Annotated in this window: 17 protein-coding genes; 4 read left to right on the top strand and 13 right to left on the bottom strand. The window is 43.4% G+C overall.

Going from position 1 to position 21,558, the window contains the following annotated elements; all coding sequences use genetic code 11:
• Position 1: 1 nt before the first annotated feature.
• The 7 genes from nudC to NO992_RS06975 form a co-directional block, all read right to left on the bottom strand.
• Positions 2-904: an NAD(+) diphosphatase gene (gene nudC / locus NO992_RS06945; protein ID WP_371375591.1), complete on the bottom strand. Its 903-nt coding sequence runs from the start codon at positions 902-904 to the stop codon at positions 2-4.
• Positions 905-1,051: 147 nt separating this feature from the next.
• Positions 1,052-1,846 carry a glucosamine-6-phosphate deaminase gene (gene nagB / locus NO992_RS06950; protein WP_371375503.1) on the bottom strand — a complete coding sequence of 265 codons (795 nt, stop codon included), beginning with the start codon at positions 1,844-1,846 and terminating at the stop codon, positions 1,052-1,054.
• A 262-nt stretch (positions 1,847-2,108) separates the two neighbouring features.
• Positions 2,109-3,242, bottom strand: coding sequence for a transmembrane glucosamine N-acetyltransferase NagX (gene nagX, locus NO992_RS06955; protein WP_371375506.1), 1,134 nt, complete (start codon positions 3,240-3,242; stop codon positions 2,109-2,111).
• A gap of 573 nt (positions 3,243-3,815) precedes the next feature.
• A complete protein-coding gene (gene nagA / locus NO992_RS06960; RefSeq protein WP_371375510.1) occupies positions 3,816-4,940 on the bottom strand; it encodes an N-acetylglucosamine-6-phosphate deacetylase in 1,125 nt (374 codons plus the stop codon).
• Positions 4,940-5,851 carry an N-acetylglucosamine kinase gene (gene nagK / locus NO992_RS06965; RefSeq protein ID WP_010378041.1) on the bottom strand — a complete coding sequence of 304 codons (912 nt, stop codon included), beginning with the start codon at positions 5,849-5,851 and terminating at the stop codon, positions 4,940-4,942. The genes nagA and nagK overlap by 1 nt, the downstream gene beginning before the upstream one ends.
• Before the next feature lie 309 nt (positions 5,852-6,160).
• Complete coding sequence (locus NO992_RS06970; RefSeq protein ID WP_017219251.1) at positions 6,161-7,003, bottom strand: isopenicillin N synthase family oxygenase; 843 nt, start codon at positions 7,001-7,003, stop codon at positions 6,161-6,163.
• A gap of 386 nt (positions 7,004-7,389) precedes the next feature.
• The gene (locus tag NO992_RS06975; protein ID WP_010378038.1) at positions 7,390-8,511 is read right to left on the bottom strand and encodes a hybrid sensor histidine kinase/response regulator; all 1,122 of its coding nucleotides are present in this window, start codon (positions 8,509-8,511) and stop codon (positions 7,390-7,392) included.
• 105 nt (positions 8,512-8,616) lie between these two features.
• Between NO992_RS06975 and NO992_RS06980 the strand changes: the two genes are divergently transcribed.
• Positions 8,617-12,348 (top strand): response regulator, encoded by a 3,732-nt coding sequence (locus NO992_RS06980; RefSeq protein WP_371375515.1) that lies wholly within the window; start codon positions 8,617-8,619, stop codon positions 12,346-12,348.
• 99 nt (positions 12,349-12,447) lie between these two features.
• Here NO992_RS06980 and NO992_RS06985 read toward each other — a convergent pair whose 3' ends face one another.
• Positions 12,448-13,122, bottom strand: coding sequence for a DUF3334 family protein (locus tag NO992_RS06985; protein WP_010378035.1), 675 nt, complete (start codon positions 13,120-13,122; stop codon positions 12,448-12,450).
• Between the two features lie 115 nt (positions 13,123-13,237).
• Between NO992_RS06985 and cmoA the strand changes: the two genes are divergently transcribed.
• The 3 genes from cmoA (at position 13,238) to NO992_RS07000 (ending at position 15,597) form a co-directional block, all read left to right on the top strand.
• The gene (gene cmoA / locus NO992_RS06990; RefSeq protein WP_010378032.1) at positions 13,238-13,963 is read left to right on the top strand and encodes a carboxy-S-adenosyl-L-methionine synthase CmoA; all 726 of its coding nucleotides are present in this window, start codon (positions 13,238-13,240) and stop codon (positions 13,961-13,963) included.
• 8 nt (positions 13,964-13,971) lie between these two features.
• Entirely contained in the window at positions 13,972-14,940 is a 969-nt protein-coding gene (cmoB, locus tag NO992_RS06995) for a tRNA 5-methoxyuridine(34)/uridine 5-oxyacetic acid(34) synthase CmoB (RefSeq protein ID WP_371375518.1), read from the top strand.
• A 183-nt stretch (positions 14,941-15,123) separates the two neighbouring features.
• A complete protein-coding gene (locus NO992_RS07000) occupies positions 15,124-15,597 on the top strand; it encodes a hypothetical protein (RefSeq protein WP_010378028.1) in 474 nt (157 codons plus the stop codon).
• Between the two features lie 76 nt (positions 15,598-15,673).
• Here NO992_RS07000 and adk read toward each other — a convergent pair whose 3' ends face one another.
• From adk to NO992_RS07025, 5 genes are all read right to left on the bottom strand, one after another.
• Positions 15,674-16,318: an adenylate kinase gene (gene adk, locus NO992_RS07005; RefSeq protein WP_010378026.1), complete on the bottom strand. Its 645-nt coding sequence runs from the start codon at positions 16,316-16,318 to the stop codon at positions 15,674-15,676.
• A gap of 168 nt (positions 16,319-16,486) precedes the next feature.
• The gene (gene gap, locus NO992_RS07010; RefSeq protein ID WP_010604051.1) at positions 16,487-17,491 is read right to left on the bottom strand and encodes a type I glyceraldehyde-3-phosphate dehydrogenase; all 1,005 of its coding nucleotides are present in this window, start codon (positions 17,489-17,491) and stop codon (positions 16,487-16,489) included.
• Positions 17,492-17,508: 17 nt separating this feature from the next.
• Complete coding sequence (locus tag NO992_RS07015) at positions 17,509-18,129, bottom strand: bifunctional 4-hydroxy-2-oxoglutarate aldolase/2-dehydro-3-deoxy-phosphogluconate aldolase (RefSeq protein WP_010378022.1); 621 nt, start codon at positions 18,127-18,129, stop codon at positions 17,509-17,511.
• A gap of 23 nt (positions 18,130-18,152) precedes the next feature.
• Positions 18,153-20,006 (bottom strand): phosphogluconate dehydratase, encoded by a 1,854-nt coding sequence (gene edd / locus NO992_RS07020; RefSeq protein ID WP_039495544.1) that lies wholly within the window; start codon positions 20,004-20,006, stop codon positions 18,153-18,155.
• Between the two features lie 522 nt (positions 20,007-20,528).
• Positions 20,529-21,548 carry a LacI family DNA-binding transcriptional regulator gene (locus tag NO992_RS07025; RefSeq protein ID WP_371375524.1) on the bottom strand — a complete coding sequence of 340 codons (1,020 nt, stop codon included), beginning with the start codon at positions 21,546-21,548 and terminating at the stop codon, positions 20,529-20,531.
• Between the last annotated feature and the right edge of the window lie 10 nt (positions 21,549-21,558).

Consider the following 21,558-nt stretch of genomic DNA (forward strand, 5'->3'; position numbering starts at 1 on the left):
ATTACTCTTCTGATTGTGCACGCCAGTATTCAACTAAATATCTGGAGATAGAGTCTTCTCTGGTGAGTTTATAGCCGGGCTTTGTATCGCCCCACTCTGAAAATGTATTAAGCTCCGCCCGTGAAAACCATTTAGCCTGCTCAAGCTCATCTTGCTCGACAAAAATCTCTGTGGTTTTCGCCTTCGCGATAAACCCAAGCATAAGTGAAGACGGAAACGGCCAAGGCTGTGAGGCAATATAAGTGGCGTCGTATGCTTCAACACCCGCCTCTTCCATCACTTCCCTTATCACGGCTTGCTCTAACGTCTCACCGGGGTCAACAAATCCAGCCAGCGTCGAAAATACACCTTCTGGCCAAACAGCCTGACGGCCCAACAAACAGCGTTCAACGCCATCAGGGAAAACATGAGTGACAAGCATGATAACGGCGGGATCTGTACGTGGAAACGTCATATGGCGGCATTCAGGGTTAACACAACGTCTTGCGTGACCTGCTTCAACCATTTTATTGGGTTGCCCACAACGTCCACAAAAACAATGGGTTTTATGCCAGTAACATAAGCCTCGTGCAAGCACGCCAATTGAGCCTTGTTGCTTTGGTAAGTTACGACCCACTTGGCGCATGTCGATGAATTCTGACTCGGTGTCAATAAAAGAAAGCTTGTCTCGTTGTTTAGAGACGTCAAGCGCAAAATAGCTGTGCGCTTCGTCACGACCTAAGAATATCGCGTCTTGGAGTGCTAAATCAGCGACTTCTGTTCGAGAAAGATAATGTAATTCATTATCTCGGGCACGCACTAAATTAGCGTCGTCTTGAATTAATAACCAGCGACTATTGTCACCCATTTGAGATAATAACCAGTTTTGATCTTTTCTTTCGTTAGACGCTCTGTCTAACGTCATTTGAGTGTAATACAGCAAGCCCCTATTCCTTCGTGTTCTGGAACATTTTATCCACCTCGGCGAGACCTTAAAACTACCATAGCACAAAGGTACAGGCAAAAAAAAAGCCCATAAATGGGCTTTTGAAAACTACAGTGTGATTTCACACTACAGAGAGGCAAGATAGTCCAGCAACTTTTGATTTTCGTTTTCAATATGCTTATAGAATTCAATATCTTTTAGCTTAGATGCCGCAGCTTCATCGATGACGATCACAGCATCACGATGCATTTGTAGTGCCGAAGCAGGACACGCCGCAGTTAACGGGCCTTCCACCATAGCAACAACAGCATCGGCTTTATTTTCACCCGTCGCTAATAACACGACTTTTTTAGCGTCTAAAATCGTGCCAATACCCATTGTGATTGACAAGTGAGGTTGGTACTCATCAGCCTTAAAAAAACGAGCATTATCATCAATCGTCGCTTTCGTTAGGGTTTTAACCCGAGTGCGTGACGTTAAGCCAGAAGATGGCTCGTTAAAGCCAATATGGCCATTTCTGCCAATACCTAACAGTTGTACATCAATACCACCAGCCGATTTAATACGCGCTTCATATTCGCCGCACGCCGTAATTGGATTTTTTGCATCCCCCGGCGGTACGTGCGTGTTACTTTTATCAATGTTGACATGGTCAAACAGCTGCTGCTGCATAAAGTAACGATAACTTTGTGGGTGCGAGCCATCTAAGCCTAAATATTCATCTAGGTTAAAGCTGGTAACTTCAGCAAAACTGATTTCGTTCGCTTGGTTACGCTTAATTAATTCTTGATACAAAGCGACCGGTGTTGAACCCGTCGCTAATCCCAACACAGAGTTAGCTTTACGCTTTAATTGCGTTGTAAAAATGTCTGCACCATATGCTGCCACTTCGGCAGCGTCTTTTAAAATGACTACTTGCATACGATTAACCAAATGTTGAGATGATTAGAATAAAATGGGATCTGAGCCTTGCCTCGCGTGCAATCAAAGCAAGGTCAGATCGAACCTAATTGGGATACACAACATTAGGTTATTACCATTATGACAACGCTGTCATTATTATCAGAAATAATTCGCTTGTAAAGCAAAAGTGAAAAAAAATATGGATATTTTTTACTCTATGCAATCGAAAGATGTTAAAAAGCCCACAACGGTGGGCTTTTTGAAAGAAGGCTTGTAATTATTATACACTTACAAAAATACGGCGTTTATACATCCAATGCAGCACTAAAAGCTGTACCGCCAGTAGCGCAAAAACAGCAATTAATGGTTGCCACGCAATTGGCACGGAGGCGATCACGCCACCGAATACGCTTTTACTAATAAAGGTCCAATTCACTAAGCTCGACGCTAAATAAATAATAATGGAATTAGCCCCAATAATAACAAAAGGATACGCCCAACGTTGAAAACTCAGTACATCTACTATCGCGTAAAATACTGCAAGTAGAATTGCACTCCAGCCGACGGTTACTAGCACAAATGAGCTTGTCCACAATTCTTTATTAACTGGAAATTGCATGTCCCAAAGCCAACCTAGTGCTAAGACGAGTACACCTGAGCCTGCCAAAATACCAACGGTTTTCCATTCTCCCTGCGTTTGTGCATTAGCAATAGCACGACCAGCAAATACACCTGCGATAGCATTTACAATGGCAGGTAAGCTTGACAGCACACCTTCAGGGTCAACCGGACGATTTTGATAACTGATCCCTGGTAGTAAATACGTATCAATGAACGCATTCCAACTACCAACACCATTTGCACTTAAGTCCCCCGCTTGCCCACCAGGAACCGGGATAAAGCAAAGCAGTAACCAATAAAATATCAATATGCCTACACCCACATAAGCCAAGGTTCGCAAGCTCGTATGCCAAACCAATAAAGCACAAAAGAACCAAGCAAACGCAATGCGACCTAATACACTGGCGTAGCGAACACCGTCAGGATCCATTGGGATCCCAGTTCCCCAACCATGGTTGTATAACACGCCAAAAGCACACAGTAACAAAAGGCGCTTCAGTGCTTTGAGATAAAACGGTTTACGTTCATTAAAGGGCAGATGGTCGATACGTTTAGGTGACAAGCCCATCGCCACACCCGATAAAAAGATAAACAGTGGAAAGATAAGATCATAAAAAGTGAAGCCATGCCAAGGGCTGTGTAGCGTGTGCGCTTCGAACGCCTTCCACCCTTGCCATCCGGTCAATACAAACAGTGCCGCAAAAATAGACTGGCCACCTAAGATCCAGAACATATCCATGCCGCGTAAGGCATCTAAAGACGCAAGTCGCTTTGGCTTATTATTCGTTGTCATTGTTATTTATCCGCGTGAAAACATTAACTATGGATCGCTCAATCAAGCAAATCCATTTGCCTCAAGGTTAGTTTTGATGCGCGTTGCAATCATGACTCTATCATTACGCACACGACATTAACTTCCTGAGTTCTCGATCCACCCATGCTTAACCAAATACTAGGACCTGTTGACCTTTCAAGTTTGTTTTTGCAGCAGTTTGATTGCCATTTATACTAGGCAGAGCCTGCGTAGCATAGTTATTCTATGTAAGTCAGGCGATAAAGACTTTGTGCTCCTGCAAAGTCACCTTACCCCACATCCTTGTGGGGCAACACAGTAGAAATGCCAATCAAGCGCAGCCCTTCGGGTTCACCTGAGTGCGCTTTGTTCATTGTTGCTCAACTTTTGCCTAGATTACTAGGCGGCAAGTCGAGCGTCGCGACCAAAACACACTCAGAAGAACAAAAATCAAACAGCAAAGGTCAACAGGCCCTAACTAAGCTTAAAAAACAAAGCCCCGCGGTACTGCTGCGGGGTTTTATCAGGGAAACTTAAGCGGCCGTTTCCGTCCACTATTCAATTGCAAATCAGTTATAACAACTGACCACCAATATAGGTTTGCTTCACAATCAAATCGCTATCGAGCACCACGAAATCAGCATCAGCCCCCGATCTTAGATGCCCCTTTTGAGACAGGCCAAGATATTGCGCTGGGTACAAAGAAGCCATGCGTAAACTCTCCGCTAGACTCACGTTAAGCGTATTAACGGTGTTCCGCACCGCACTTGCCATATCCAATACACTGCCAGCAAGCTCACCAGTCGTTGAATTTAACCGATCACCGGTACGAATAACTTTTCTGCCATCAAAAAAGTCAAACTCCGTATCATCAGTCCCAACCGGAGGCATGGCATCCGTCACTAGCATCATTTTGCCGCGCTGCTTAGTACGAATCGCAAGCTGCGCCGACAATGGATGAACGTGGTGGCCATCAACAATCAAACCACACCAACTATTGTCATTCCAAAGCGCCGCGCCGACAACGCCCGGCTCACGGGAAGTAAACGCAGACATTGCATTAAATAGGTGCGTAAAGCCATCCACGCCAACGTTTAGTGCGGCGCTGGCGGTGTCATAGTCCGCGTTTGAATGACCGATACACACTTTAACACCCAATGAAATCAAACGCTCTATATCGCTAAGCGGCACAGTTTCAGGTGCTAAAGTCACCATTTTGATGCCTAAATCTTGACGCGCGTATACCGCAAACTCTTGCTCTGAGATTGGCCTGATGAACTTTTCGCTATGCGTACCCTTTTTAGGATGAGATAAGTGTGGGCCCTCAAAATGGATCCCAAGCACTCCGGGCTGATTAGTAGCAATCGCTTCTGCTGTTGCATCTGCCGCTTGTTGCATTACTTCAATTTTGTCAGTGATAAGGGTTGGCATTAATCCCGTGGAACCAAATTGGCCATGTGCATTAACCATAGTCGCCAAGCATGCCGTCGATTGCTCGGCGTTAAAAAATGCACCGCCACCACCATTAACTTGTACGTCAATAAAACCTGGTGCAACTAGTCCCGATAACTTAGATACATTGGTCGCTTGCGACTCATTGATATAACCAATTTGGCCGTTGTTTATTTCGAAGTAAACGTCTTTTCTAAAACTTTCACCATCAAAATATTCTGGAGCAAAATAACATTGAGTCGTCATTAGTTCGCCTTTTTTAATTCTTGACCTGCACTTTGAATTGCAAAGTAAATTGCCCCCATTTCAGGAGGTTGTTTCGGTAATTGGACTTGCTTTGCAACTTCTGGGTCGAGCCAAGGTTGTAGCGGCTCTGATAATCCGCCAATCATAGAGAGTCTAGGCGGGTTTAGTTCAAGTAAACGCTTTGCTAAACGACTAATATATTCCGCACCAGACTTTACGATAGAAAGGGCAATTTCATCATTTAGCTTGGCTTGCTCTAATACATAACGAGCCAGCTTTGCATAACCACTAGACGGTTGTCCCGCCATTTGCTCTGCAATACCCATTGCCCCTTTCGCACTGAAGTGCTCTAGTAATACTTGGCTCAATGACGTTTTTTCGCCAAGGCCATCGAGATCGAGCAATGCAGCTTTTACCGCCTCTAATCCCATCCATGCGCCACTGCCCATATCGCCTTGAGCAAAGCCATGACCACCATAGTTCACTGTTTTACCATCAACCAAGGCAAAACCACAGGAGCCGGTGCCCGTAATAATCACGGCACCATCGCTACCTTCATGAGCACCAATACACGCGGTGTGTAAGTCTGTGGTAAGGAACATTTGTTTAAAGGGATGCTCCCATTGCATGATTTTGTCATAGAGCGCGGGTAAGTTAACACCTGCAAGGCCAAGACCAGCATTTAGCTCATGTACTTGTTCAACACGAAGACCCGCGTCTTGTAACGCCATTTGTGTCGATACCATGATGGATTCAAGCGTACGCTCTAAACCATGTAAGGGATTCGCAGGACCGCCTAGACCCGTACCCAAAACGCCATGTTGAAGAGAATAAATTGTAGCGCGGCATTTTGTTCCACCACCATCGACGCCGATGTATAGTTGGTCTTGGTTAACCTGTTTAGCCATCATGTAAAGACCCCTACCTTGTTCTGGATTAGACCGCGTTATTATTTTCGTTAGACACGGTTTTTCATTCATGTTGAATTGATGTTACACAACAAATGACAGCGTTGTCATTAAATTTTTCAAGAAATTTCTTCATTTTGAAAAAAACTAATATTGCACAGATTATGAGGATTGTCAGTGAAAAATTGCAATAATCGTCAAATTACAAGGACTAACAGAGATTAGGGATTGTTAGACACATAATAAAAAGCGACTCAATATTACATCAAGTCGCTTTATCGATTTAACCTTATCGTTCAGGTTATTCGCAGATTACTTAACCCCAAGTTCTCTTAAACGCTCTTGCAAATAGCTATCTGCAGTGTAACGCTCTGACAACACAACATCCGGTCTTGGATGTAAGAATAGCGGCAATGAAATGCGAGATTTCGTCGACGCTTTGCCTGTAGGATTAATCACACGGTGAATTGTCGATGGGAAGTAATCACCCGACGCCTCTTGCAGCATGTCACCAATGTTAATAATTAGCGAACCAAAGTCGCATGGTACGTCTAACCAGCTGCCATCTTGTCTTTGCACTTGTAGGCCAGGCTCATTTGCCGCAGGCAATACAGTAAGTAGATTGATATCACCATGAGCTGCGGCGCGAATTGCACCCGGTTCTTCATCGCCTGTCATTGGTGGGTAATGAAGAATACGCAGTAATGTCTGCTCTGATTCTTTGATCATATCTTTAAGATCAATGGAAAATCTCGCTCTCACATCTGCAGGCGCTTCAGCTTGTACCCAGCTTAGCAATTCTTGAGCAAACTCGCTCGCTAAACGGTAATATTCACGAATTTCTGCTTCTAATTGGGCCGGTACGCGACCTTTTGGATAAACGTGAAAGTACTCTTTAATGTCTTTTACTGTAAAACCTTTCGCAACTTCAGAGACTTCTGGTGGGAAGTAACCATCTTGGGTTTCTTTATTGAAAAGGAATTCGTGTTTTTCTTCTGAATTAAAAAATTCTTGCCAATGTTTGTAGATTGATTCAACCAACTCTTGTGGGATTGGGTGATTTTTTAGTACACCAAAACCCGTGTTTCTTAAAGATTCTACAAATTCTTTCGCAGCATTTGGCGATTGATAGTCTACGGTAGGTAACTGTTGCATAATGGTTCCACCAAAATTATTAGTAATTCATGGTTATTTACTCAATTGCACATTGGAGTAAATAACGCACTTCCCGTGTCATCTCAACACTGCGTACCTAGTAGAAGGTAAGGCGTATGTTATCGGGTCTGTTAACCTAGGGGGTTGTTTTTAAGCAGTAAACTTGTATTTGACAAGACTCGCTCAAAACAGCAACAGCAAAGGCTAAAAAGCCCTTATACGATCGTGTTGTCGATAATTCTTAAAAAAGTGTAGCTAATTACATGGTTAGCAGAGTACTTTTTAAAGATTACGTTTTAACAGCGAGCGAGCTTATTGAATTAGGACAAATGATATAAGGACTTATGTCCGCTTTTATGTATAGGACCTGAGACTTTTGATGCAGATCAAGCATTATCGGGTGCATCTATCGGTATTTGAATATCCCACTCCAATCCTTGCGGTGTATTTTTCACACTAAACTCTCCATTGAGTGCCCCTGAAACCAAGTTGGCAGTTAAATTTGCGCTCAGCCCAACATGACCTGCATTACCTCTTTTTGTTGTAACAAATGGTTTTAATAACTCTTGTGTACTAATTCCTCTAAGCCCTATTCCATTGTCAGTATAATTCACATGTAAATTGTTACCCGAGTGCGTAAAGGTGATAGTGGCAAGATGATCATGGTCAATCCAAGCATGCGCAATGGAATTTTCAACTAAGTTGCTCAATACCTCAACCAGAGCTTGTCCATCCACATAAATCTCTGTTGTTGTGTTACCAACAAACTGAATTTGTACGTCTTGCTTTGAAAAATCTTTTTTCAGTCTTGTTTCTATTTCTTGTAATTTAACGTCAGCACAGCTGCTATCTCGCTCAGACTGAGAGACCGATTTCAATAAGCTGACAAACTTAGCCACTTTTTCTAGATTACGGCTGCACAGCGCACTGCTGTCTTTGATCTGTTCAAACCCCGTAACCAGCCCATCCTGCGTAAGCGTACCTGCGGTAAGTGCACTTTGAAGCTCTTGCATGACGCCTTCTAAAAAGGTGTTTGATGTAATACTGGTACCAAGCGGGGTATTGATTTCGTGTGCAATCCCCATCACCATTTGGTTTATGGCTTTAGATAGCTGCTGTTTTACCGCTAACTTTTGCGCTTCAATTAACTTAAATTGGGTGTTTACTCTGGCTATGATTTCAGCGGGTTTATAGGGTTTGGTAATGTAATCAACACCACCAACCTCGAATGCTTGTACCAAGCTCTCGCTGTCTTCATAAGCACTCACAAAAATAACGGGAATGGCCGCAGTCGAGTTGTCGGACTTAAGCACTTTACATAGTTCAATCCCCGACATGTTTGGCATTTTTATATCAGTAATAATTAATTCAGGCTGATGCTTTTTAACGATACCTAATGCAATGTCCCCGCCTCGTGCTGCCAATACTTTATATCCTTCCTTTCTTAGTATGAGCTGCAATACTTGGAGGTTTTCCGGCATATCGTCAACAATTAAAATGTCTGACATGTAACGTTACTCAAGTCCTTAAGGTAGACACTTTTTACAGCATAGCTTGAGAAATTGTATATCGCGACTATGTTTATATATAAATTCACGCGTAAATAATAACTTATGTCCTCAAAAGCATTACTAAGTTGGATCGCACTTTTCGCCTTGATGGCAGCCTTAGGAAGCGCAACGCTTATCTACTACTCAACAACCACTCATAGCACACTCGCGACCGACGTTAATACCGCTTATCACAACCACCTCTCACTTGAGATATATAGCAAAGATAAAAACGCCCAATGGCTCAATGATATCAAACCTGCACCAAGTCACTCATTACCACTACCGCTACAACAAATTTATGAAACCCAAGCAAGATTAAAATCTCAATTTTTAGCAAACACGGTTGAACAGGTCTATTTACCTCAAAGTTATCAAAACGCCATCTCACAACTACCTCTCATCGCAAACGCTGAACTCGAAACACACACTAATCAACAACTTAAAATTCTGTTGATTAATGGCCTTGCTTTCGCGGTGTTAACACTATTTTTAAGCTTTTATGTTTGGTTTATGCGCACTAAACATTTCTCCCCACTCTATCGCATCGTCAATACGTTACGTGAACAAGCGTTAAACGGCGCCCCTCTTTCAGTAGCCCCCACAAACAGTGACGCAGATGTAAAACGCCTCACACAAGCTATCCATGCTGCCACCACCTCTCAAAGCCAAAAGTTGGCGTCAGCCGCAATTATCGAAAACTATAATCGCGAACTAAAATCCATCACGGGTTCCGAGCCTATCGTGCGCCACGCATTAGAGTTTATTGCCAATGAGTTCAATGCACCGAGTGTGTGCCTCTATGCCAATTCAGAAGACGACACATTGTCGTTAGTGAAAAGCCATGGAGTGACACCAAGCCAATCAATTATTGCGTCCACGATAGCGCTTTGCGCAACAAATAATGAACCACAAGTACAACAAGAACCGTTGTGGCTCAAAGAACAAGAAGTTGAAGTGAAGTTACAAAGCCGTTATTGCTTTCCACTAGCCATCGGTAATCATGTAGTTTATGTGCTACTAGTCGGTAGTGCACAGGCGTTGATAGACAGCCAATTTGAAGCGCTTGAGTACTTGTGTAAGGACTTAAGTCTCGCGCTTGCTATTAATGAGAATATCGAAAAACAACAAAAGACAGAGTCGGCCTTAAGCGAACAACTTGAACTTACCCACCACATTATCAATGCTATCCCAAATCCTACATACTATCGATCTACTGACGGGGTATTTATGGGGGTAAACAAGTCCTTCTTGGCACTGTTAGATCAATTTGAAGTAGACGTGATTGGCGCCAAACTAGAAGAGATTTTTGATTTAGGAATAGCCAGTCTATTTGAGTCCAAAGCCCACGAAATTATCACCACAACCCAAGAGCAAACCTACGAAGTACTATTACTCGATGGCCAAGAGCAAGCTCGGGAACTTATTGTATACGAAGCGCCATTTTTTAATGAAAATGGCGCTGTAGCTGGGATTGTTGGTATGTACCTTGACGTGTCGGAGAGGAACCAACTACAACGCGAGCTCATAGAAGCGAAAGACTTGGCCCAAAACTCGGCAAAAGCGAAAAGCGAATTCCTCGCCAACATGAGCCATGAAATTAGAACCCCAATGAACGCCATTATTGGTATGTCTCATCTCGCACTCGCGACCGAATTAAATGCAAAACAGCACGACTACGTATCAAAAATAGATACTGCGGCAAAGCAATTACTTAGATTGATCAACGATATACTCGATTTTTCAAAAATCGAAGCTGGCAAAATCGAGTTAGAATATCAGGCCTTTTCAACAGAAAAACTACTCGACAATGTCGCCACCATCGTCAGTGTAAAAGCCCAAGAAAAACAACTAGAGTTAGTCTTTGATATTGACTCACAAGTGCCCTACTGCGTGATTGGCGATCAATTTAGAATAAGCCAAGTACTCATCAATTTAGCGGGTAACGCGGTTAAATTCACAGAAACCGGTGAGGTTGTTATTCGTGTTGCCCTCGTCAATGTCGAAAAAGGGTTAGCGAAAATTAAGTTTAGCGTCAAAGACTCTGGTATTGGCATGAATAAACGCCAGCAAAAAAACCTATTTCAATCTTTTTCTCAAGCAGACAATTCGATCACCCGAAAATATGGCGGTACTGGGCTTGGCCTCACGATTTCGCAACAACTGGTCAAGCTTATGGGGGGAGAAATATATGTTGAGAGTGAGGAAAACGTCGGTTCGGAGTTTTATTTCACATTAGAAATGGAAGTCAGTGACGAGCTGAGTCAGGCGAAAATGGCGTCAACCCACTTATCAGAGCTATCAGCAACAATTATTGACGATAACCAACATGCATTGGACGTGTTAAGTGGTATGCTAACAAATTTTGGTATGCAAGTTTGTTCTTATTTGGACCCTCATAAAGCATTAAATCAATTCGTCCTAACACAAGATTTACCCGATCTTATTTTCGTCGATTGGCATATGCCAAAATTAGATGGCATCGAGATGATCACTAAGCTGCAATCGCAAGTCGATGTGTCACAAAGTAAGTTTATTTTAGTCACAGCTTATGGTCGGGAGTTAAACCTGAGCGACAGCCAAGCCAGTTTAGTCGATGGTGTACTTTTAAAGCCGATTAATCCGTCAAACCTTGTGGACGTTATTCAAAATGCCGTATTTGACTCACCAGAGGTAAGAACCACTATCACCAAAAAAGAACAAACGATTAGTAAACAAGCACTAAATGGCATATCGATTTTGGTTGCGGAGGATCAACCTGTTAACCAGGAAATCGCTGTTGAGATCTTATCTAGCTTCGGAGCGCAAGTGGCGGTCGCTGATAATGGGCAAGAAGCCATTGAGCAAGTTCATAGCAAACATATAGATATTGTTTTAATGGATATGCAAATGCCAGTGATGGATGGCATTACCGCGACGCAAAACCTTCGTATAGAGTTCGATAAAAATACACTTCCTATTCTCGCGATGACCGCCAATGCCATGGAAGAAGACATCCAGACTTGCATCGATGCTGGTATGAATGACCATGTCACAAAACCCATCGACGTAGAGCAACTCGTTAAAAGCATTTTGAAATATGCAAGCGCTGAGACCAGTAACCTTTTAGCAACGCCAGTAGCAAACCCAACAGAAGTCACAGCAGAGGTAGAGGAAGTTGATGAGGTCATTGAATTTGAAGGCATTGATATTGCCGAGGGTATTGCTCGAGCCGCGGGCAACCAAAAAGTTTACTTCGATATCTTAGAAAAGTTCCTATCCCAGCAGATTGAAGAGCTGATCAATTTAAAACAGGCGTTAGCCATTGAGAATTTTGAACTTGCACATAGCATGTTACATGCATTAAAAGGCGCTAGCGCTAACCTTTCGATTGTTAGGCTGACTGAAGAGTTTAAGCACATTGAGGCTTCTCTTAATGTCCGCCCACCTAATGCAAGCGAAATTGACGAGCTGATTAAATACGTTAAATATGCATTAGAACAATGCCAAAAGCGCCGTAAAAAAGAAGCGTCTCAGCAGGTAAAAAATGTAACGAAAAACAACGAAGAAAAAGGTGGCAATAGTCAATTAGAGGAACTCATCCAGCTTGCGTGTGCGTTAAGAGATTATGATACTCAAGCCACAGAGCTAGTAGACTCAATTTCAGTAAGTAGCTATTTGACGGAACCAGAACTGCAGAAATTAAAAACTGCCATCGCCCGCTTTGAGTTCAATGAAGCCTTTATGATGCTAACATCCATTAAGCATGTAGAAGAAGCACCTGAGCTTAATGCAGGAAAAGGCGCACTGCATTAGTGCCATTACTATATATTTTATCCGAGGGCGAAATGAAGATTTTTACCTAACAGAAAGGCCACAGATGTGGCCTTTCTGTTAGGTGCTCTAAATACGGTTTTACAGTCCTAACTGATCCATAAAGTCGTCATCTACAACATCTTCTTCCTGCGGCTTCGCTGGCTTTTTCTTCTCAGCCTGACTTGCAATAATGTCATCTGGGTCTACCGACTCTGCAATATCAAAGTCATGTAGCTTAATAAATTCAGTTTTATCCATTGCCAATTCAAGATAGAAAATATTCTGGCCTTGAGTGGTAAAGGTAACGCGTCTTGCCTGCGGGCGATCCATTGTTGTGTCTACCGAGATCTGCACCTGTTTGTTGATAGCCATCATCTTCGGTTGGTTTTGCGTGATAGAGGTATGTAGCTGCTCACGTACTTTGTTGGTGAAATCACCAACAATCTGGTTCATCAACTCACCCAATACATTGGCAACGTCATCGGATAAATGACTATGCGCAATTTCTTCTTCAGGCATGCCCATGTTGCGCATGTAATCGGTATACACCTCCATTGCTGCTTGCGCGGTAAAATTAGTTACGACTAAACCGGTAAAGCCGCCATCAAACAATACGAAACAGCCGATGTCAGGCCTCATACAGGTACGAGTGATCTTTTGTACCATCGCGGAATAGTTAATTTGGTTGCCGCTTGCCGACGACAGAACTTCTGTTACTGAGTGGCATAGCGTTGAGAGGATATCTTCTGTGCTAATCACTTTGCTTTTCGCCATTTTTGGTCTCATATTTACTTCTTATTATTAATAGTAGCCAAGCTACTGAATTTATCACTGACTATCCAGCATAAAATGCTAAAATAGCGAGATTATTTTCAAAGAGAGATTCAATGTGACGGGCAAAGACAGTATTTATGCCACTGAGCAAGCAGTAAAAGATTTCACTTTCGACGCCAATGTCGTCGAAGTATTTCCAGATATGATCCAGCGCTCAGTGCCGGGCTACGCGACAATAGTAAGCACAATGGGCAAACTTGCGGGTACTTACGCGCAAAGTAACTCAAACTTATATGACTTAGGCTGCTCTTTAGGCGCGGTCACGCTAAGCATGCGTAGAAATATAGATAAAGAAAACTGTCATATCATTGCCGTGGATAATTCACAGCCTATGGTAGAGCGTTGCCAACTGCATTTAAAAGGCTTTAAATCTGACGTCCCAGTCTCGGTCACTTTGGGTGATATCAATGAAATAGAGATTAGCAATGCATCTGTCGTTGCGATGAACTTCACCCTACAGTTTATCCCACCAGAAAACCGCAAAGCGGTTCTCGAAAAAATATATCAGGGTTTAAAACCTGGTGGCGTACTGCTATTAAGTGAAAAAATCCGCGGTGAAAACGGTACTAAAGACAACTTACTTATCGACCTTCACCACGACTTTAAACGCCACAATGGCTACTCAGAATTAGAGATCAGCCAAAAACGCACCGCGATTGAAAATGTGATGCGCACGGACTCGTTAAGTACCCATATGACAAGATTAGAGGATATTGGCTTTAATCAAACTCAAGTGTGGTATCAGTGCTTTAACTTCTGCTCAATGGTAGCAATAAAATAGAGGCAATTATGAATCATTGGTTTACCGACTTTTATGCAACCATTGCGAAAACCCCTTTGAGCCATTGGCTAGAAACGTTGCCTGCGCAGCTTAGCCATTGGCAAAAAGAAGCCCAACATGGTGACTGGCCGAAATGGGAAAAAATCATTAAAAATCTACCTGAGATCTCAACCACGCATGTTGATATAAAAACCAAGGTTGAGATAGGTACTGGCGAAGACGTTAATGAAGGTCATCAAAAGCAGTTAACGCATTTACTAAAACGCATGATGCCTTGGCGTAAGGGACCATTTCATTTACATGGCGTCCATATTGATACTGAGTGGCGCAGCGACTGGAAATGGGACCGACTGCTCCCCCATATTAGCGACCTTCACGGCCGTAATGTTTTGGATATCGGCTGTGGCTCAGGTTATCACTTGTGGCGTATGCGCGGTGAAGGCGCAGAACTTGTTGTTGGCATTGATCCCTCCGATCTGTTTTTGTGTCAATTCCAAACGATTAAACACTTTAACCCCGATCCAAACGTGCATTTACTACCACTAGGTGTAGAGCAACTGCCTGAGTTAAAAGCATTTGATACTGTGTTTTCAATGGGCGTGCTATATCACCGTCGTTCACCAATCGACTTTTTAGCGCAGCTAAAGTCTCAGCTAAGAAAAGGTGGCGAACTGGTGCTAGAAACACTCGTGATTGAGGGCAATGTAAATACAGTATTGGTGCCGACCGACCGCTACGCCAAGATGCGCAATGTATGGTTTATTCCAAGCTGCGACGCATTAACATTATGGCTTGAGCGTGTGGGCTTTAAAGATATCAAAGTGGTAAACAAAGACGTCACATCGTTAGACGAGCAGCGCCAAACCCCTTGGATGGAAACAGAGTCGCTTGCTGATTTCTTAGATCCAAATGACACTAGCAAAACCATTGAAGGCTACCCCGCTCCACTCCGTGCTATATTTATCGCAAAAGCGTAAAACTGGTAAGGGGCATCAGCCCCTTACTCATAAGACTCATCAAAACAAAACCATAACCCACTGATTTAGTTGCATTAACTTACAATTCTAAGGTTGACCCAAACATTCTTCGTTCATTACAATCACGCCAATATGCAGTTGCACTGCGTAGCTTGAATTAGACTATACAATAAGGAATTGTTAATGAAAAAGATGTCTCTTACCGCCCTCTTCATTTCTTCACTCGCGCTTAGTGGTCAAGCAATTGCTGACAACTTTATGATCACGAAAGAAAAACAACCTAGTCGGATGCTAGTATTAAGCTCAGCAGGCGGTCTTTCAACAACAGAGTTTTCTGTATTAAACATCGATTTAAGTGATATCCCATATGGAAGTAAAACGGGTACTATCACTGGAGTTAGCTATACTTCAGCGGGTTACGCCGATCCTGGCAATGAAACGGTGGAGCTTTGTTTCAGTCGTGCATACAGCACGACACCTTTCAAGTGTATTGAAATTAATCCTAACGATTCAGGGAATACAACTACGTTTAATGGTGAGGCATTTAAAGCGGGTATTTCAGCCTCTATCGTTCATAGAGTAGAAGCCACAGGCAACTTCCATTATGCAGAGCCAAGTCGAAAAGAAAGTATTACTTTCCACTACAGCACTTATTAAAACGATTTAGCTAGTTTAGAAATAATGTAGGAGTCTCTTTGGACTCCTACATGTTAACCAAGCGAACGCTTAATTATTAACCCAATAGTTCACCTAACTGCTTGCTCACCGCATCAACAGCTTGTGTACCATCTAGTTTGTGATATTGCGTGTTACCAGCATCCGCTTCTGCACTGTAGTAGTCTACTAGTGGTTTAGTTTGCTCATGGTAAATCGCTAGACGTTTACGGACTGTCTCTTCAGTGTCGTCATCACGAATGATTAGGTCTTCACCCGTTACGTCATCTTTGCCTTCTACTTTAGGCGGATTGTAAACGATATGGTAAACACGACCAGAACCTGGGTGTACACGACGACCGCTCATACGCTCAACGATGATCTCATCTGCCACATCAAATTCGATAACATGGTCAACTTTGATGCCATTTTCTTTCATTGCGTCTGCTTGTGGAATTGTGCGTGGGAAGCCATCAAGCAAGAAGCCATTTGCACAATCTTCTTTTGCGATGCGCTCTTTTACCAAGCCGATAATGATTTCATCAGATACTAGTTGACCTGCATCCATGACTTTTTTCGCTTCAAGACCCAGCGGAGTCCCTTCTTTGATAGCAGCACGTAACATGTCGCCTGTCGAGATCTGAGGGATCCCATATTTGTCCATTAGAAATTGAGCTTGAGTACCTTTACCTGCACCCGGCGCGCCTAGCAAGATGATGCGCATAATTGAATCCTCGTTTGGAGTTATTGGTATTTGTGTGGTGAATTTTTCCATATACGCTGCCGATCCTCAAGGAACTTATACTAATTGATAAGGAAGAATGGCAATTTTTCCGTCAAAAACAAAAAAGCTCCGCGATCTGCAGAGCTTTTGGTTAGAAATTAATCCTGATTATAAAAATGCACCTAGTGCTTTAACTTGGTCTAGCATGCGGCAAGAGAAGCCCCATTCGTTATCATACCAAGCCATCACTTTTACCAGCTTTCCATCTACTTTGGTTTGTGTTGAGTCAAACACTGAAGAAGCTGGATTGTGGTTGAAATCGATAGAAACCAAAGGTAATTCATTGTACTCAAGGATTGCACTCATCGCGCCCTCAGCGGCCGCTTTGATTGCTGCATTCACTTCTTCTTTTGAAGTGTCACGCTTGGCAACAAACGTTAAATCAACCAGTGATACGTTGATGGTTGGCACACGAACCGCCATACCGTCTAGTTTGCCAGCAAGTTCAGGAAGCACTAAGCCAACCGCCTTTGCCGCACCCGTTTTCGTCGGGATCATTGACTGAGTAGCACTACGCGCACGATATAAATCCGGGTGGTAAACGTCTGATAGATTCTGATCGTTGGTGTAGGCATGAATGGTTGTCATGCTACCTTGCTCAATACCAATCGTATCATTCAATACTTTTGCAATAGGCGCAAGACAGTTTGTGGTACAAGATGCGTTAGAGATAATGGTTGATTCAGCATTTAGTACTTCGCTGTTAACGCCATGAACAACCGTTGCATCCATATCTGTGCCCGGCGCAGATACAATCACTTTTTTCGCACCGGCTTCAATGTGTTTAGCCGCAGCTTCACGAGAAGTGAACAACCCAGTACATTCAAGCACGATATCAACGTTTAGCGCTTTCCAAGGAAGATTTGCAGGATCACGCTCTTGCGTTAGCGTGATTTCGTCACCACCGATAACGAGTGTGTTGTCGTTAAGAACAACCTGCTCTTGAAAGCGACCATGTACAGAGTCAAATTGAGTCAAATGTGCGTTTACGTTTGCAGGTGCGAGATCGTTGATGGCAACGACTTTGATGTCTTTATTCTGACCTGACTCGTACAGTGCACGAAGTACGTTACGACCGATACGTCCATAGCCATTAATTGCGATATTAATCATGATAACTGTCCCCTAATCTATTTTACTTCACTTGCTTGTTTCGCAAGCGCTTCAATGGCTTGCCAGTCTTTGTTTGCGATAAGTGCTTTATCAAGCATCCAAGTACCGCCCACACATACCACATTGTCGAGTGCAAGATACTTAGGTGCAGTTGCCAACGAAATACCACCCGTTGGACAGAATTTTACTTGTGGAATTGGTCCGCCAATGGATTTAAGCATTGGTGCACCACCTGCGGCTTCTGCAGGGAAAAACTTTAAGAATTCAAAGCCGTGACTTGCAAGCTTCATCACTTCGCTTGGCGTTGCAGCACCAGGAAGAAATGGAATACTTGACGACTTAGCCAGTTCCAATAATTCATCATTGACACCTGGACTTACCATGAAGTCAGCGCCGGCTTCTACAGAGGCATTAAAGGTTGCCTTATCCACTACCGTACCAGTACCAACATAGGCGTCAGGTAAAGCCGCTTTAATGTCTTTTACCGCTTGCGCTGCCACCGGAGTACGAAGTGTAACTTCAAGTGCTTTTAAGCCACCATTAAACAATGCCGTGGCAAGCGGCACCGCGTCTTCTAGGTTATCAATAACGATAACCGGAACCACTGGTGCTGCTGACAATATCTCTTTAATACTCATGCTCACCCTCATTCCCACTGTTATTATTCTTCGATGCCAAATGAGCATGCGCCTTGATCTGCACTGCTCACTACGTGTCTAAATCCTGAGAATAGCTCTCGACCCGTACCAAATGTTTGCGATTGCGGTGAAAGCTGTAATTCGCGCTGTGCCATTTCTTCATCAGAAACGTGTAACACTAATTCGCCTTTTGGTGCATTTAAGGTGATCAAATCACCTTCGTGTACTTTTGCAATTGCACCACCTTCAACCGCTTCAGGCGCAAGGTGGATCGCCGCTGGTACTTTACCCGAAGCGCCAGACATACGACCATCTGTCACAATCGCCACTTTAAAACCTTGGTCTTGTAATGTAGCCATGACAGGTGTCAGTTTATGTAACTCAGGCATACCTTTCGCTTTAGGGCCTTGCTCTTTGATCACGGCAATAAAGTCTTGGTTAAGCTTGCCAGCACTAAAGGCTTCTTGTAATTCGCTTTGAGAGCTGAATACTTTCGCCGGTGCAGTCACCGTTTGATGCTGCTCTTGTACCGCAGACACTTTAATCACCGCTTTACCCAAATTACCATTAAGTAGTTGCAAGCCGCCTTGCTTGTTAAATGGATTTGCTACTGGGCGAAGTACTTCTTCATCCAGTGAATTCTCAGGTACTGGTACCCACTTCACTTTGGCAGGACCTTGGTTATCGCTGATGATCACATTGCTGTTGATATCCAGTAATGGTTCCATCGTATAAGCATCAAGCCCTTCACCCACAATCGTTTTTACGTCATTGTGTAAGAAGCCGCCATCTCTTAATTCACGCATTAAGAAGCCCATGCCACCAGCCGCTTGGAAGTGGTTTACATCGGCATGACCATTTGGATAAATACGCGTTAATAACGGCACTACTTCAGACAAATCCGCCATGTCTTTCCACGTGATTTGCACGCCAGCCGCTTTTGCCATTGCGACTAAGTGAATGGCATGATTGGTAGAACCACCAGTAGACAACAAACCGACCAAACCATTGATCACGGTTTTTTCACTCACGATATCCGCAAGTGCATTGCCGCTTTTACCATCAAGTAGCTGAGTTAGCATGGTCTCAACCGCACTCGCCGTTAAGCCATCTCTTAATTCTGTGTATGGATTGATAAACGAGCTACCAGGTAAGTGAAGACCCATGATCTCCATTAGCATCTGGTTCGAGTTCGCCGTACCGTAGAAAGTACAAGTACCTGCACTGTGGTATGAAGCACTTTCAGCTTCCAGTAACTCTTCGCGGCTGACTAAGCCCTGTGCAAACTTTTGACGAATACGTGCTTTTTCTTTGTTCGGGATCCCTGATTGCATTGGACCTGCTGGTAAAAAGAAAATCGGCAAATGGCCAAAAGACAAAGCACCGATTAATAGTCCTGGGACGATTTTGTCACAGACACCAAGACAGAAAACCCCATCAAAGACATCGTGTGATAACGCCACTGCTGTTGACATGGCAATGACATCACGAGAGAACAAAGACAGTTCCATGCCATCTCGGCCTTGGGTAACCCCGTCACACATAGCAGGTACACCACCCGCTACTTGCGCAGTCGCGTCAAACTTGTTTGCCACTGCTTTAATTAAATCTGGATATTCTTTATAAGGTTCGTGCGCAGACAACATGTCATTGTACGAATTGATAATTGCTAGGTTCGGTTGCTCGTCTTCTTTCAGACGTGCTTTGTCACTGCTTGAGCAAGCAGCCATTACGTGTGCTAGGTTTCCACAGCCCAGTCCTGCTCGTACGCGCGTTTGTTTTTTTGCTTGTTGGATTCGAGCTAAATAGGCTTGACGTGTTGCTTTGCTTCGCTCAATGACGCGTTCGGTGACTTCCTGAATTCGTGGATGCAACATATTACTGACTCTCTAGTGTTAGAGGAAAAAGGCTCTGCACGATTACCAGCATTCGTGGTAATCCTTGTACAGAGCTGCTTTGATTTACCCGTTCAAAGGTACGCTATCAGGTTGTCTCTCACCCCAACCTGACACCGGTGTCACTATATTTACGCATAAAGCTGACACCGGTGTCAACCCTTCTTATAAATTTAGTCTAACTTTTTAAAATGACCAAATTATAACCACTTAAAACTTTGCCGATATCTGCGGCATTAAAATCATTACCTAACTGATTTTATTAGTAATTATTATGACAAAAAGAATAATATTAATGATTGAGCGAAATCATTATTTGATAGCAAAGTTATCAATGAGCCTTAACTTGGTAACATGGCCTTTAATCGCTGGGTCAGCGAGCCTGATTATCGCGACATAGATCTGCGCATTTATCTAGTCCGCAACGTTTCCCTAGTAGCTGCGAAAATAAAAAGCCCAACGGCTAAGCGTTGAGCTTTGGGGCAAGTATAAAAATTGAAAAAGTTATGAATTCGAGCGTGCTTTCGTCGACTCTCGAGTGATGAGTTTAGCTTCTAAAACTTGCTGAAACGGTGCTTCTTGCGGCTGAGATATATGCTTAATCAGCTCTTCTACCGCTATCCGAGTCATTTCTTCCACAGGCTGTGCTATCGTCGTCAGACCCGGCCAAATATGCCTTGCGATAGGTGCGTTATCAAACCCAGCAATAGATAGCTGCTCGGGTACTTTGATCTCTCGCTGCGTAGCAAGTTTTAACACGGCCGCAGCCATGTAGTCGTTTGATGCAAATACAGCCGTTGGTCTTGGCTCTAAGTCCAATATGGCTTTTGCACTGTCTGCACCTGAGTGATAACTAAAGTTACCTTCTGCAACTAACCGCTCTCGATATTCAATACCATGCTTTGCTAGTGCTTTTTGGTAACCAGAGAACCGATTTTCCGTGGCGCTGTGATCAGGGTGACCTTTAATAAAGGCAATTTCGGTATGACCTAAATTGATCAGATGCTCAGTTAACTCAAAAGCGCCCTGCTCGTCATTACTGCGAATTGAAATCGAGTCATCGCCTTCAATGGCTGAAGCAACGCGTGCATAAGGAATATTACGCTGCTTTAAAAAAACAATAAGCTCGTTGGAGTCTGAAAACGGCGGAGTAAGCACAATACCGTCAAGTCTCGATGTGGTAAGCAGCTGATCGACATTGTCGATAAGGTCTTGGCCGCGCAGTTCACAAGGATGTATCAATAAATTGTAACTATGTTTCTGACACGCTTCCAGCGCACCACTTTGCACTCGCGTGATATAGCTTTTTGATGGGTTGTCGTATAAACAACCGATGATAAAGCTACGATTTTGTGCCAAACCGCGTGCGATAGGATTAGGCTTATAATTCAGCTCTTCAAAGACCTTCAGGACTTTTTCCCGCGTTGCTGGACTAACATTTGGCTCGTTATTTAATACCCGAGATACTGTCTTTTTAGACACTCCGGCATATTCGGCAACGCTATTAATAGTTACTTTTTTCATCGATTTTCCC

Origin of the sequence: Pseudoalteromonas sp. DY56-GL79 (assembly GCF_041414765.1) — a bacterium.
Classification (GTDB): domain Bacteria; phylum Pseudomonadota; class Gammaproteobacteria; order Enterobacterales; family Alteromonadaceae; genus Pseudoalteromonas; species Pseudoalteromonas piscicida.

What these genes read in the sequence shown, in the direction of transcription:
- NO992_RS07000 (WP_010378028.1), top strand. Translation starts at nt 15,124, where the DNA reads ATGAAAAAGATGTCTCTTACCGCCCTCTTCATTTCTTCACTCGCGCTT.
- NO992_RS07025 (WP_371375524.1), bottom strand. Translation starts at nt 21,548, where the DNA reads ATGAAAAAAGTAACTATTAATAGCGTTGCCGAATATGCCGGAGTGTCT.
- nagX (WP_371375506.1), bottom strand. Translation starts at nt 3,242, where the DNA reads ATGACAACGAATAATAAGCCAAAGCGACTTGCGTCTTTAGATGCCTTA.
- NO992_RS06980 (WP_371375515.1), top strand. Translation starts at nt 8,617, where the DNA reads ATGTCCTCAAAAGCATTACTAAGTTGGATCGCACTTTTCGCCTTGATG.
- nudC (WP_371375591.1), bottom strand. Translation starts at nt 904, where the DNA reads ATGACGTTAGACAGAGCGTCTAACGAAAGAAAAGATCAAAACTGGTTA.
- NO992_RS06985 (WP_010378035.1), bottom strand. Translation starts at nt 13,122, where the DNA reads ATGGCGAAAAGCAAAGTGATTAGCACAGAAGATATCCTCTCAACGCTA.
- NO992_RS07015 (WP_010378022.1), bottom strand. Translation starts at nt 18,129, where the DNA reads ATGAGTATTAAAGAGATATTGTCAGCAGCACCAGTGGTTCCGGTTATC.
- adk (WP_010378026.1), bottom strand. Translation starts at nt 16,318, where the DNA reads ATGCGCATCATCTTGCTAGGCGCGCCGGGTGCAGGTAAAGGTACTCAA.
- nagA (WP_371375510.1), bottom strand. Translation starts at nt 4,940, where the DNA reads ATGACGACTCAATGTTATTTTGCTCCAGAATATTTTGATGGTGAAAGT.
- nagB (WP_371375503.1), bottom strand. Translation starts at nt 1,846, where the DNA reads ATGCAAGTAGTCATTTTAAAAGACGCTGCCGAAGTGGCAGCATATGGT.
- cmoB (WP_371375518.1), top strand. Translation starts at nt 13,972, where the DNA reads ATGAATCATTGGTTTACCGACTTTTATGCAACCATTGCGAAAACCCCT.
- nagK (WP_010378041.1), bottom strand. Translation starts at nt 5,851, where the DNA reads ATGATGGCTAAACAGGTTAACCAAGACCAACTATACATCGGCGTCGAT.
- edd (WP_039495544.1), bottom strand. Translation starts at nt 20,006, where the DNA reads ATGTTGCATCCACGAATTCAGGAAGTCACCGAACGCGTCATTGAGCGA.
- NO992_RS06975 (WP_010378038.1), bottom strand. Translation starts at nt 8,511, where the DNA reads ATGTCAGACATTTTAATTGTTGACGATATGCCGGAAAACCTCCAAGTA.
- gap (WP_010604051.1), bottom strand. Translation starts at nt 17,491, where the DNA reads ATGATTAATATCGCAATTAATGGCTATGGACGTATCGGTCGTAACGTA.
- NO992_RS06970 (WP_017219251.1), bottom strand. Translation starts at nt 7,003, where the DNA reads ATGCAACAGTTACCTACCGTAGACTATCAATCGCCAAATGCTGCGAAA.